Below are 12978 nucleotides of genomic sequence, written 5' to 3'. Positions count from 1 at the left end.
CCTCCTTTTGCAGTATTATCGGATCAGGATTACTTTTTTCCCATTTTTCCGATACGACATATTTTTGCTCCATAAGTATCTTTTCCTTGAAAACTATTTGACAATCGTTCTTAAAGCTCTTTTAATGATATATTGTGTTTCTTTTGTGTCACTTTCTTTCTCCCAATGTTTACAAAGTTCTCTGACAAATTCAGGTCGTGTCTTGCTTGCGTCATTCAACCAATTTCCGACACTATTCTGAACATATCTGGATGTATCGGATTTCAATGGTTCCAATATAGGCAATCCCAATTCCGGATTTTGTTTCAGGATTTCAATATGTTCGCACCACACCCCCCGCGGTCTGGTTACTTCGCTTGCAAACCGCCTTATATTTTCATCACCGTCTGTTGCCCATACCGATAATATTGCAATACTTTCCGGCAAATTTTGTACGATTGTTTTTCTCACGTCAACCCAAGCATATTCCCTGACATTAAAATGTCTGTCGGCAGCAAATGGCCTTATTGCCTGAAGCATTTGCTGTACACTCAATTCTGTATTTTTTCCTATAATGTAAGTTGCCCAACATCTGACGATATCTGAGCGGTGTCTTGAAATAGTAAATAAAAGATCACTGTCATGATGAGCCCTTATCTGTTCATAAATCCCCATTGCAATTGTTTCATAAACCGTCTTGGGAGTTCGTTTTTCCAGCTTGTCCAGTCGTGTCAAAATCGGTTCCAGGTATTTTTTTCTACCGCATTGCGTTAATAAGTTTTCAAGCAAAATTTTCCGATCAACACCCAAAAACTCCACCAGATTAGCAGATTCTATTTCACCACGGTTCAGTTGTTCCAAAATAGTTGCAGGTATCTCTTTGATTGATCTTGATCCTTTTCTTTTAATTTCAATCATTTATTAAATGTTTTATATCTATAATTCACTTTTATAATTCCGTATAAACGATATTCCGCTCCTTTTCCTTATACAAATAAAGAATCATCCTGATAATTACAGATCATAACAAACCATTCTTAAATAAGTGACAAATAAAGCCAAAAGAAACATACCTATATTTTTAAAGAACATTCCCCAATAGCAATTATCCCAAAAATAATGTGCCAGCAAATAGCTGAAAGTACTTACGCCTAAAAAAATGAGCACAGCAAAAAGTATCCAATATTCAACACCGGCAGCTATCAGTCCAGCACACATTTTATTGACCACCCACCACATCAGAACATGATACAAAGCAAAGTTCAACAGATAAAAAATAGCCTTCCCAAGTGTTTTCATCATTATAATTTTAACATATTTACATGTATCTTTCCGAATCTCTTTCGTTCGTTATTCACATACATCATTTTTCACGTGGCTATAAATGTAGGAAATTAATCTGAATGCCGAAAAGACTTAATTTTGAATTATTGCAAGCCTGCCAAAAAAGAAAATTACCGATACAAGTTATAACCATTTATTTTATTATTCCAACGAATACAAATAACAAAATAGTAGCAGAACAAATGTATTTTTTAACTAAATAAAAAAATAGGAGAACTAACTGAAATCGAAGCAAATAAATACAAAACACTATATATCAAAATTTTATACTTATTGTTTTATCTCACTCTTTCTCTTTTTCCACAATTGCCAACTATTAATTATATTTTGCCACAACACATAGGCAGCAGGTCCGACGGCTGCTGTCGGACAAAGATAAATCTGTGACATCCAAATCGCCAGAATGGTATTTTTCTGTCCCAATCCCTGACCGCCTGCAATCGTATTACCGTACTTTTTACCCATCCGGCGTCCCAGCCAAAACTGGCAAATACAAACGCCCAATGCCAACAATGCCAGCAAAACTTCGTTGGCATAATGAGGATCGGGTTGCTCCAGCAAAAAGGTTACGGTACGGCCGGTTACAATCGTCAATGCCAACGACCACATATAAAAAGCCAATATCTGTACCGACAACAGCCACCTGTGAAAACGGGGTAACAAATATTGCACCAACCAGGCGCCGAACAACGGAAAAATCAATAAAGGAACAACCTGCCGTCCGATATATCCGAAAGACTCCCAGAAAGGCAACGTACTGTTCGTCCCCAAAAATGAAAAAATGACAGGAGCTGCCAAAGCTACCGCGACATTACTCAAAAAGACAAAACCGGCCAGAAAAGCAACACTTCCTCCCAACATACCGGTAATAACGGCAGCAGCGGTAGCTGTAGGAGCTAAAATACATATCAGTATGCCTTGCGCAATCTCCTGATTAAAAGGGAATATTGCTCCATATATCAGCAAACTTCCACATAGTTGTATCAGCAACAACCAGATGTGAAGGCGTGTGAATCTCATATGCTTCGGCGAAATCTTACAAAATGTCAGAAAAAGCATACAAAAAATCAAAGTCGGAGTCATAAATGACAAAAGCCCGATATAAGAATGAAATAATGCTCCCGTTAGCATAGCTATCGGAAGCATCCAGTTTTTTAATGTTTGTATCACACCGAATTATTCCATATATAATCTTACTTCTACCGGATATTCGCCCACCTTTACGTCCACAACACTGTCCTTGCCCATAGTCGTCGTATACTTAAAGGTATACGTTTTATTCTTTTCCAGTAAAAACTCCAATACATCATTCATATCCTGTTCCGGGCCGGAAGTCCGGCCTCCTCCTACCTGCTCCTTACCGCAAAATACATCGACATTGGCAGCCACCCTGTCATCCGAATTTTCCGTACACTGCGCTGTTTTGAACATCATCAACTTTAAAGGGATATGATTACCGTCCCCTTTTACAGAAGTCAGGTATTCCTTATACAGATTTACATAACGGTCTGTCACATTTTCCGCATTTACATAACGGATGCTCTCATCCCACACCAAAGGAAAATAAGTATCAGCAGGCTTATAAGAAGAAGCATATATGGCATGTTGCGGATCCGCTTTATCAGCCTTGCCGGCATCGGCGAAAAACCAGGCTTTATTCAAGGCATTCGGGTAATACTCTGTAAAATACCATTGTCCGTTTATCCATACCTCACACCAATTGTGATTGCCCCGGTTGTCATGCCAATTAGGTGTGCCGGCAACACGGGCCGGAATACCTACCGACCGGAAAGCATCGACCAGCAATATCGACAAACCACTGCAGGAAGCCATGCCCTGCCGCATCGACTCATAAGGACTTTGGTCCGGTTTTTCCCGTTTCGTATTATAATCCACTTTCAACTCATCCCGGATATTACGATTCACCGAATCGATGGCTTCCTCTATCGTTTCACAGGAAGCTACATATTGTAAAAAACGACCGTAAAAATCAGCCCGCCATTCATCCCGCGTTTCATTCAGACAGGCATACGGCAGAACTTCATTGAAAAAGATGCTGTCGGGTAAAGTCCTGGTCCAGGGAAACTGCTCTTTGACCATGTAGGCATAATCAACATTATTCAGCAAAAAACCAGCCTTCAACGTCTTTAAATCCTGCTCGGGCATATAAGCAATCAGAAATGCCATACCTTCTTTATAGCGGACATCGCAAGAGTCTATGGCTTTATTGAGTTCTATGACATTTTCCCCTGCCCGGGCAAATGCCTTATCCAACAATTTATGATACTCTTGAGGTATATCCGGATATCTGTTTCCGGAACATCCGAAAATGCACACTACCCATAATAACATCCAATACTTCATAATCTTCTAAAATTAGGCCAATTATTCCTTTTCCTACAAAACTATTCCCGGCTACTGAAATATTTCATAAACTGCGCCCTTTCGTAACGGGAAGCATTGTCTACTTCTGCATATGACAACTTCCGACGGAAATCTTCAATGGTTTGATAAGACTTATCGACCATCCAGGAAGATAAAAAACGATTCATCACAGCCAATGAAGAAATACCGCTCTCATACATTTCGGAACACACCTGTACCGTCGTCGCTCCGGCCAATAATAATTTAACAACCGCTTCTCCGCTGTGGACCCCCGTTGAAGCTGAAATCTGCAACAACGGATCTTTTCCTGCCAATATTCCCGTCCAGCGCAAAGTTGTACGCAAATCCGTCGGCATACTGAATACAGAAGCCGCCCCGACTGTCTCATTTTCTATATTAATGTCCGGTTCGTAAAAACGGTTGAAAAGAGTCACAGCATCAGCTCCGTATGCTTTTAATTTACTGATAAAAGCCGGCAGATTAGTGAAATAATGACTCAATTTCATAATCACCGGTATCTTTATCTGTGATTTGACATGCTTAACTATATTGAAATACATATTCTCAACATCTGTACTCTCAGCAAACTCATCCAAAGGTAAAATAAAAGCATTCAGTTCGATGGCATCTGCCCCGGCATTCTCAAGCTGACAGGCAAAATCCACCCATTCACCGTCCCTCACACAATTGATACTCGCAATAACCGGAATTTTCAATGTACTTTTGGCAGCTTTGATTAAACCGATATATTGATTCAGGGTATGTGCCCGCACATAGTTCCGGACATAATCTTCCTCTTCCGGATAACCGGCATCACTGATAGACTGGCTGGCTTCCTGCATAATCTGTTCTTCAAACACCGATTTCAATACCACCGCACCGACTCCGCACCGTTCCATTTCCTGTAACTTTACAATATCGGAAGTCAATCCGCAACTTCCTGCAATGATCGGACTCTTCAATTCCAATCCGACGAAATTCACTTTTAAATTTGCCATATTTCTATTTTTATATTATTCTGTATTTTATTTCACTTATAAATACGACTGCCGAATATCGAACTCCCGATTCTAACCATAGTAGCCCCTTCTTCAACAGCTATGTTATAATCTTCGGACATTCCCATCGATATTTCTTTAAAATACGATTTATCGGTAAAAAACAGTATTTCCAATTTTTCAAATATTTGTTTAAGATGGTGAAACTCTGCCCTTATTTGCTCCCGGTTGTCCGTATAAGTAGCAATCCCCATAACACCGACAATCCGGACATGATTCAATACGGCATACTCTTCACTACCCAAAATGTGCCGGGCTTCCTCAAACGATAAACCGGACTTCGTCATTTCCTCTGCAATGTGAAATTCCAACAGACAATCGATTATCCTACCATTCTTTTCCGCTTCCCGGTCGATCTTCTGTAACAATTTCAAACTATCCACCGAATGAATCAACCGAACAAAAGGAGCAATATATTTTACATTCTTTTCCTGCAACTGCCCGATCATGTGCCATTCGATATCCTGAGGAAGTTCACGAGATTTAACGGCCATTTCCTGAGGCCGGTTTTCACCAAAGACCCGTTGGCCCACCTCATAAGCTTGACGAATATCCTCCACCGGCTTGGTTTTCGAAACCGCAACCAACTTTACACCGGCAGGTAACTCCGATAATATTTCTTTTATACTGTTTTGTATATCCATCATCCCAAACAATAAGTATCGTTTATTCCAAAAACATTTTCCGGCTCTAAAAAATAGCTTTTACAAAATTAGGAATCTTTTTAACAAGCCCCAATATTTGACCCGGGTTTTTCTGGCTCCGCCGGCAACAAGAACCCTCTATCTTATAATACAGATTAATGGACCCCAGCTCATAAGTTATCATACCTCTTCTTTATCTGAAATTAAAAATTTTAATTTTTAAATAACTTTGATCCCTAATCCGTCTTTAAAATCCAGAATATAAAACTCAAAATCAGAATAGCCTGCCGTCCTTTTTACTATTTAATAACAAAAGAATTTTAACTTTGCATCGTAAATCAAAACATTGTTTATGAATGCCCCGATTTCCTATCTGACTTCAAAACCTTACTATGAAATACTTGACGGATTACGGGGTGTAGCCGCATTATTGGTCGTATTGTTCCACTTTTTTGAAGCTCACGCCAGCAGACCGGCCGAACGACTTATCAATCACGGTTATCTGGCTGTCGATTCCTTTTTCGTTCTCTCCGGTTTTGTTATTGGCTATGCATATGACGATCGTTGGCATAAAATGACTTTAGGAAATTTTTTCAAACGTCGCCTCATCCGGTTACATCCGATGGTTATTATGGGAATGTTTATCGGAACCGTGTTCTATTTTTTCGGTAGCAAAGCAATTCTGGCCTATGCTTGTCTGAAACTATATGACAACCCCGTCCGGCAATGGCTGCAAAAACGTTTTTTGACCAAAACCGTAAAACAATAACCTTCCTAATTACCGATATACTATGCCCAGATACTTTATCGAACTCGCATACAACGGCAGCAATTACCACGGTTGGCAAATCCAACCGGGAACCCCGACTGTCCAGGAAGAACTGAATCGGGCATTAAGTATACTGTTGCGGGAAGATATCAATGTCGTCGGTGCAGGCCGTACAGACACAGGCGTACATGCTTCATTCTATGTCGCCCACTTCGACACCGCAGATCCATTGACCGGATTGGAGCAAATCGTTTATAAATTAAACCGGATCACGGGAAAAGCCATCGCGATCTATGATATATATATCGTAGAGTCCGGTATGCATGCCCGTTTTTCAGCTCTTTCCCGAACCTATAAATATTACATCGATAAACAAAAAGATCCGTTTACCTGCGATTATGCCTGGAAAGTATACCCACTACCCGACATCGGTAAAATGAATGAAGCTTGCCGGATATTATTTGAATATACCGACTTTACCAGTTTCTCTAAACTGCACACCGACGTCAAAACCAACGACTGTATCCTATACGAGGCCTATTGGGAAGACACGGGAAAACAACTGGTTTTTACCATCAAAGCCAATCGCTTTTTACGCAATATGGTACGTGCTGTCGTCGGTACCCTGCTCGAAATAGGACAAGGAAAAATGAATACAACGGAACTAAGGCAAATCATCGAATCGAAAAACCGGTGTAATGCAGGAACTTCCGTACCGGGAAATGCCCTTTTCCTTTATAATATCGAATACCCGGAAAACATCCGAGACCTAAAAAACAAAAGCTGATGAAAACCATACGAAACCTTTTCCTCTTAATTCTGGTTGTTAGCGGAATAAAAGCCGAAGCACTCCATTTGTCTTCACAAACAAAGATCAGCATCCTGACCTGCTCGCCCGGCGCCGAATTATATTCCTTATTCGGACATACAGCCATACGGGTATGCGATCCGGCAAAAGACATGGATATCGTATTCAACTACGGCACCTTTGACTTTCAGACAGATAATTTTTACATAAAATACGCACAGGGCCTACTCCCGTATCAATTGGCGGTGACTTCGTATAAAAGTTTTATAAATTCGTATATTTCCGATAATCGGAGTGTATGGTCACAAACCCTGAATCTCGACTCTTTACAACGGCAACGGTTATTCGATCTGCTTGTAGAAAACCATCAACCGGCCAACCGGACCTACCTGTACAATTTTCTTTTCGATAATTGTTCCACCCGGGTAAGGGATATCGTTGCCAAAAGCATATTGCAACCCATCGAATGGCATCTGCCGGATATGCACAAAAGCTTTTGGAATCTGTTGGACGAATACCTCTATCGCATGCCCTGGGTAAAATGGGGTATTCACACCATATTGGCCCAATCCGGTTCCCGGGAAGCTACTCCTTACCAATATATGTTCCTGCCCGACTACCTGATGCAAGGCCTGGAAACTGCTACTTATGGAAATAAAATGCTGGCAGAAAAACAAATTATCTTATACCAGGCAACTGAATCAACCGTATACTCCCCTTGGTACACCACCCCGTTTTTTATCTTTACCCTGGGAACCGTTCTGTTAATTATCGGATTAATCCGCTTCCCTTCCGGAAAATTACTTCATACAACAGCTTTTTTGCTCTTTATCGCTTCCGGACTGATAGGCTGCTTATTGATATTTCTGGGCTATTTCACCGAACACCCCATTACAGCCCCCAACTTTAACCTAATTTGGGCCAATCCGTTAAATCTGCCAGCAGCCTTTTTCCTCTTCCGGAAAAAACGGTCTTATTTACTCCAACTCTATCTGACCATCTACGGTATCGTCCTGCTTATCGGTATCCCGCTGTGGTTCTTTTTAACCCCTGCCGTCCCTATGGCATCCTTACCTCTGCTGCTGTTGCTTATCTATATCTGCACCCGTCTCAAACAAAGAAAACCTTAAAACCATTTGGCAGATTCAGCAGAAACCTCTATATTTGCAAACACAAAAAAACAAAGGTGCCATAGCTCAGTCGGTAGAGCAAAGGACTGAAAATCCTTGTGTCCCTGGTTCGATTCCAGGTGGTACCACAGAAAAGAGAGTCACTTTCGTGATTCTCTTTTTTATTGACGATTGTAGATCAGAGATGGAAGTTTTTAAATTTACAATCTAACATGATAAAGATTACATTCAGTAAATGAGTGTTTTATGATCACTTAATAGCACTTTACCCCCGTCCCCAAGTGCTACAGCAAGAGTTAATCTTGTTTCTGTTACTTTTGCCATATCTAAATTGTTATAAATAGGTGAATATCATAAATTGTTTTTTTACAAATAAAATTTTACATTTCCTCCAATGACAAGCAAAGCATCTCAACCTGATACTTGGGTAGCAGTTTGTTTTTGAGATGTTCTGTCTTTGCTGCCAATAATTCAGGCTTGAAATTCTTCTTTTGTCGCTTTACCTCTACTGCTACTGCTTGGTTTTTCTCCAATTTCAGAGCAACAATATCAATTTCATTCTGATTGCCTTTAGGCTCCCACCATGAGCCAATGGCTCGGTATTGGAAACTTTCGGCAAGTTGCTGTTTGAAGTATCTTTCCAACATGATACCGGAATAGGTTGGGTAGTCAGATTTGATGATAGCCTGTAAACCAACAAAGTTCTTTATCTCTATCAATGAACGGTGGCGGTCAAAGTAGTTAAACCAAAAACGGATAAAATTATCCTGTATTTCATATCGGACAGCTTGGCTTCCTTCTTTAGCCAATATAGGACGTTGACGGACTATAATGTTGTAATCCTCAATCAGCCGTTTAATTTGGCCGCCTATACTTTTATCTCCTAATGCTGCTTCTATTTCGGGTTGTGTATTGATTCCACCCGAAATAGCACTTAAGATAGAAAAATAGGTTGCATAGTTTTTGCCGAACTCTTCAATTAATAGATTCTTTCCTTCATCGGTAAAGGGAGAGTTTTCCCGTACCATAAATGAAATCATATCCTCTATGTTCAGTGTGATGTTATCACAGAACAATTCAACATACTTAGGAACTCCACCTGTAAAAGTATAGAGAGCAAGTAAGTCATCATTGGTGTAATTGGGATTGTAATCACGCATAATTTCTTTTAACGTGGTTAAATCAAAAGCTGATAGTTTTATGATATTGTCTGCTCTGCCAAATAGAGGCTCTTTATTGTTTTGGAATATTTTCTGCATCAACGAATAAATAGAGCCAGATACAATCAGATTCATTTTGGATTTCTTCCGATAGGTATCCCATATATTCTGCATATCGCTATACACCGATTCATTGATATTGTAGAACTCCTGAAATTCGTCAATAACGAGATTGAACGATTTTTGCGAAGCCAACTCCATTAGATATTGGAACAATGACCGGAAGGTGCGTATTTCTGCGGGAACAAACGTATCAAGCGATTGACTGATGATCGGAATAAATTCAGAACAGAGCGTTGCTTCATTTTTACGACCAACAAACAAATATACTGTCGACAAATCCTCAACCGACTTCATAATAAGGCTTGTTTTGCCAATCCTTCTTCTTCCTGTTACTACAGTTAGGCGGGAGTGGTCGCTGAACGATAAGTTTTGTATCCGTTTCAACTCTGCTAATTCACTTGTTCTGTTATAAAAATTCATGCTCTTCATTTTAGTTACGCCCGTAACAGTTACGGCAGTTACAAAGATATATAAAAGTTTGGATATATAGCAATCTTTCTAATTTTTAAGTTTATAGATACCGATTTCAGAAACAATAATACCTTTCTACCGCGCAAGTCAACTAAATAAGTAGAGGAATATATTGGGAGTGATTTGCTTAGCAAGTTAATGATAAAAGCCTCTTTTGTTTTGTACGCAAAACAGAAACAGCGCATTTTCGTTTTGTTGATGAAACAGAAATATCCTCAATTCATCTCAATAACTCTGTTTTGTTTCTATTATGCATTAAAAATAGTGCATAATAGAAACAAAACAAAGAAATGCCCCTTCTGAAATTTAAGGATAAAGTGTTCGAGTTGTAAATTCTCCCACAATAAACCATTAGTTTATTCTGTTGTACAGTTATTAGTTTATTGTGTTGAAATAATACCACATCGCATCCTCAAAATCTATTTTGTCTGAAAAAAAGCAATAATTTCGGACAAGATGAAAACACAATACACATTCGATTTTCACTTGGAGTTTTCCACCAATTCAAACGACCTAACAATGCCCACATTATGAGTTACTAACATTTCCATTTTGTCCTATACACGAAACAAGAGTGTGGTATTTTAGCCTTGTGTACAGGGCAAAAAGGTCCTTTCTACTAATTTTCACCCTCAAAATAGCCCTCATTTCCCGACTTTTTCCTTCCTTTACAAAAGAAATCATGCAAATAGCGAGCAGAACGATGAAAAATAATCGTGTGCTAAATCGTGTGGGATTCCAAATTTAAGAAAATATAAAAGGTTGACTATCAATAGAGATACAATAATGGTTCTCTTTCAGGTAGTACCACAGAAAAGAGAGTCACTTTCGTGATTCTCTTTTTTATTGACGATTGTAGATCAGAGATGGAAGTTTTTAAATTTACAATCTAACATGATAAAGATTACATTCAATAAATGAGTGTTTTATGATCACTTAATAGCACTTTACCCCCGTCCCCAAGTGCTACGATCGGTTAAAAACCCCTTTTTTAGGGTATTAACGACTACCAATATTTATTTATATTTGTAAAATATTGACCGATATGAATTATAGTTTCTTTTTTATTCCGACAATTTTGCTGTTTTCCTTAGCCGGATGTAAAACCGGTATAAATACAGAGAATCCCCGTTTATCTGCTTTAGAAAAGAAAATACAACACTACTATCAGGAAAAACACCGGGATTCGATGATTATGGTTGCAAATGAATTGCTTCCCTTATTGAAGGCCGACTCTTTTGCTGTTCGCCGGGGGCATGTGCTGGTACAAAAAGGTATAGCCTTCGATATTTTGGGACAATACGACTCTGCTTCTTATTGCCTGTATGAGGCTCTGCATCTCGGTGAAACCGAAAAAAATCCGGAATTACTTGCCAGGGCCTTAAACAATATCGGTATCCTGTATTTCAATCTCGGCAAGAGTAGCGAAGCCATTACAGCTTATGAACGCTGGCTGGGAATGACGAAGCAACAAAATGATTCCGTCGGTATAGCCCGCGCTTTAAACAATATCGGGAACGCCTATATGACAATTGACAAAAATACAAAGAAAGCAATCCCCTATTTTCAGGAATGCATAACAATCAGTAATGCCATAAATTTTAATCAGGCCTGGTTCACCGCATCGATTAACCTGGCACAATGTCTTATACTGAACGACAGGCTGGAAGAAGCTCAAGCGACAATCGATAAAGTGAACAAAACCGGAGGCAATGATTATTACGCGGATTATACGCAGGCATTGATTCACCGTAAAGCAAAAAAATACGACAAAGCGATTGCCATTATGGAAAAAATAATGGGACTTAAAGTAAATACCCGCGAACTTTATCTCGCATTAATGAACGAACTGGCACAGCTTTATGAAGAAAAAGGCGATTTGGACCGCGCATTGGATTACCGGAAGCAATACCAGACAAAACGGGACTCTCTACACACCCTCGAACGGGAAAATATCATCCAGGAATTAAAGATATCCTATGAAACAGAAAAAAAAGAGCTACATATCGTTACTTTAAATGAGGAACGTAAATTATATCTCATACTTACCGTTGTAGGCGGTATCGGTATTTTTCTTCTTTTTATCATTCTTATACTGATCAACAGGTATCAGAAATTAAAACGGATCCGGATAGAAGAACAGGTAAAAAAACTGGAACAGGAGAAACAGTTGGTAGCCGCTTCTTCTCTGCTCGACGGCGAAAATCACGAACGTGGACGCCTTTCACGCGAGTTACACGACGGCTTGGGGGGACTGCTTACAATGGTTCGCCTCGATCTGGCACAAATAAAAACAAACATGTCTCAGGAATCCCAAAAACTCGATAAGGCAATTCTCCTTATGGACAAATCAATTACGGAAATGCGACGTCTGGCTCATAACCTCATGCCCGAATCGTTGGCCCGGTTCGGACTAAAACCGGTTTTGGAAGAATATTGCAAAGGATCAGATATGGTAAATTTCCATTTTTATGGAGAAGACTTGAGATATAATGAAAAGACCGAAATTAATTTTTACCGGATTGCCGGAGAACTGATAAATAACGCCCTGAAACATGCCAATGCAACGGAAATCAATGTTCAGCTTATATTATCCGAAAGCAAATTATCACTCACCGTATCAGACAACGGTGTCGGCATCGCTTCCCCGAAAAGTAAAGAAGAACTTATGACTGTACGTTCGAGAGTCGAATTGCTGGGGGCAACGATGAACATCTACACCCTGCCGCAAAAAGGAACGGAAATAACGATAGAATTGTGTAAAGAATCAAAAAATTAAATAAACGTTTCCATAAATTACCAGACCCGATCGTAGTTAAATTCACACGTTTACAATCATTTATTCTGTAATCATCTTAATTCAACGCTATCATTGTTAAATTAAGGCCGGAATATATTCACCCAACCGATTCTTTAAATCAGAATGATTCGACATCCAGTCGTCCCTGCGGATGAAGCAATGCTCCTCATCCTCTTCGCAATGCCCCAGCGGGAGGCAATCGATTCTTCCCGGAACTAGCGGATATAAAATAATTCAAAGTTTACCGGGCTATTATTAGGATAAATTTATCCCAGAAAAAGCATTCAGGCCTTTTCTTTTAGATGTT

At 39.6% G+C, this 12978-nt stretch carries 10 protein-coding genes, 1 tRNA gene and 1 pseudogene; 5 read left to right on the top strand and 7 right to left on the bottom strand.

The genetic code is table 11. From position 1 onward, the window contains the following. Positions 1-93 precede the first annotated feature (93 nt). From DD657_RS03895 to DD657_RS03870, 6 genes are all read right to left on the bottom strand, one after another. Positions 94-897, bottom strand: coding sequence for a DNA alkylation repair protein (locus DD657_RS03895; RefSeq protein WP_287048555.1), 804 nt, complete (start codon positions 895-897; stop codon positions 94-96). Between the two features lie 96 nt (positions 898-993). Then, positions 994-1278 (bottom strand): hypothetical protein, encoded by a 285-nt coding sequence (locus tag DD657_RS03890; protein ID WP_287048553.1) that lies wholly within the window; start codon positions 1276-1278, stop codon positions 994-996. Between the two features lie 315 nt (positions 1279-1593). After that, positions 1594-2454 (bottom strand): bile acid:sodium symporter family protein, encoded by an 861-nt coding sequence (locus DD657_RS03885; RefSeq protein WP_353745282.1) that lies wholly within the window; start codon positions 2452-2454, stop codon positions 1594-1596. Positions 2455-2499: 45 nt separating this feature from the next. Then, complete coding sequence (locus DD657_RS03880) at positions 2500-3687, bottom strand: transglutaminase-like domain-containing protein (protein WP_068689529.1); 1188 nt, start codon at positions 3685-3687, stop codon at positions 2500-2502. Between the two features lie 41 nt (positions 3688-3728). After that, the gene (locus DD657_RS03875; protein ID WP_021988776.1) at positions 3729-4706 is read right to left on the bottom strand and encodes a dihydroorotate dehydrogenase-like protein; all 978 of its coding nucleotides are present in this window, start codon (positions 4704-4706) and stop codon (positions 3729-3731) included. A gap of 32 nt (positions 4707-4738) precedes the next feature. After that, positions 4739-5410 (bottom strand): YggS family pyridoxal phosphate-dependent enzyme, encoded by a 672-nt coding sequence (locus DD657_RS03870; RefSeq protein ID WP_287048592.1) that lies wholly within the window; start codon positions 5408-5410, stop codon positions 4739-4741. Positions 5411-5762: 352 nt separating this feature from the next. On the opposite strand from DD657_RS03870, the pseudogene DD657_RS03865 reads away from it, so the two are divergent. From DD657_RS03865 to DD657_RS03850, 4 genes and pseudogenes are all read left to right on the top strand, one after another. Beyond that, positions 5763-6077 (top strand): annotated as a pseudogene (locus tag DD657_RS03865) (acyltransferase family protein); the annotation flags it as partial. Positions 6078-6201: 124 nt separating this feature from the next. After that, complete coding sequence (truA, locus tag DD657_RS03860; RefSeq protein ID WP_021988779.1) at positions 6202-6966, top strand: tRNA pseudouridine(38-40) synthase TruA; 765 nt, start codon at positions 6202-6204, stop codon at positions 6964-6966. Then, the gene (locus DD657_RS03855) at positions 6966-8117 is read left to right on the top strand and encodes a lipoprotein N-acyltransferase Lnb domain-containing protein (RefSeq protein WP_287048549.1); all 1152 of its coding nucleotides are present in this window, start codon (positions 6966-6968) and stop codon (positions 8115-8117) included. The genes truA and DD657_RS03855 overlap by 1 nt, the downstream gene beginning before the upstream one ends. 55 nt (positions 8118-8172) lie before the next feature. Beyond that, a tRNA-Phe gene (locus tag DD657_RS03850) sits at positions 8173-8245 on the top strand. 252 nt (positions 8246-8497) lie between these two features. On the opposite strand, the gene DD657_RS03845 is transcribed toward DD657_RS03850, so the two are convergent. Next, entirely contained in the window at positions 8498-9820 is a 1323-nt protein-coding gene (locus DD657_RS03845) for an ATP-binding protein (protein ID WP_118773127.1), read from the bottom strand. Positions 9821-10916: 1096 nt separating this feature from the next. On the opposite strand from DD657_RS03845, the gene DD657_RS03840 reads away from it, so the two are divergent. Next, on the top strand, positions 10917-12650 hold the full coding sequence (locus DD657_RS03840) for a tetratricopeptide repeat-containing sensor histidine kinase (protein WP_287048547.1): 1734 nt from the start codon (positions 10917-10919) through the stop codon (positions 12648-12650). Positions 12651-12978: the final 328 nt, after the last annotated feature.

It is taken from the genome of Culturomica sp. (genome assembly GCF_003524185.1).
Classification (GTDB): domain Bacteria; phylum Bacteroidota; class Bacteroidia; order Bacteroidales; family Marinifilaceae; genus Culturomica; species Culturomica massiliensis.
The sequence above is the reverse complement of the archived record's forward strand: the minus strand, read 5'-3'. Positions and strand labels throughout refer to the sequence as shown.

Excerpts from the sequence above, each read along its gene's own strand:
- DD657_RS03895 (WP_287048555.1), bottom strand. The coding sequence starts at position 897 with ATGATTGAAATTAAAAGAAAAGGATCAAGATCAATCAAAGAGATACCT.
- DD657_RS03890 (WP_287048553.1), bottom strand. The coding sequence starts at position 1,278 with ATGAAAACACTTGGGAAGGCTATTTTTTATCTGTTGAACTTTGCTTTG.
- DD657_RS03885 (WP_353745282.1), bottom strand. The coding sequence starts at position 2,454 with ATGCTAACGGGAGCATTATTTCATTCTTATATCGGGCTTTTGTCATTT.
- DD657_RS03880 (WP_068689529.1), bottom strand. The coding sequence starts at position 3,687 with ATGAAGTATTGGATGTTATTATGGGTAGTGTGCATTTTCGGATGTTCC.
- DD657_RS03875 (WP_021988776.1), bottom strand. The coding sequence starts at position 4,706 with ATGGCAAATTTAAAAGTGAATTTCGTCGGATTGGAATTGAAGAGTCCG.
- DD657_RS03870 (WP_287048592.1), bottom strand. The coding sequence starts at position 5,410 with ATGGATATACAAAACAGTATAAAAGAAATATTATCGGAGTTACCTGCC.
- truA (WP_021988779.1), top strand. The coding sequence starts at position 6,202 with ATGCCCAGATACTTTATCGAACTCGCATACAACGGCAGCAATTACCAC.
- DD657_RS03855 (WP_287048549.1), top strand. The coding sequence starts at position 6,966 with ATGAAAACCATACGAAACCTTTTCCTCTTAATTCTGGTTGTTAGCGGA.
- DD657_RS03845 (WP_118773127.1), bottom strand. The coding sequence starts at position 9,820 with ATGAATTTTTATAACAGAACAAGTGAATTAGCAGAGTTGAAACGGATA.
- DD657_RS03840 (WP_287048547.1), top strand. The coding sequence starts at position 10,917 with ATGAATTATAGTTTCTTTTTTATTCCGACAATTTTGCTGTTTTCCTTA.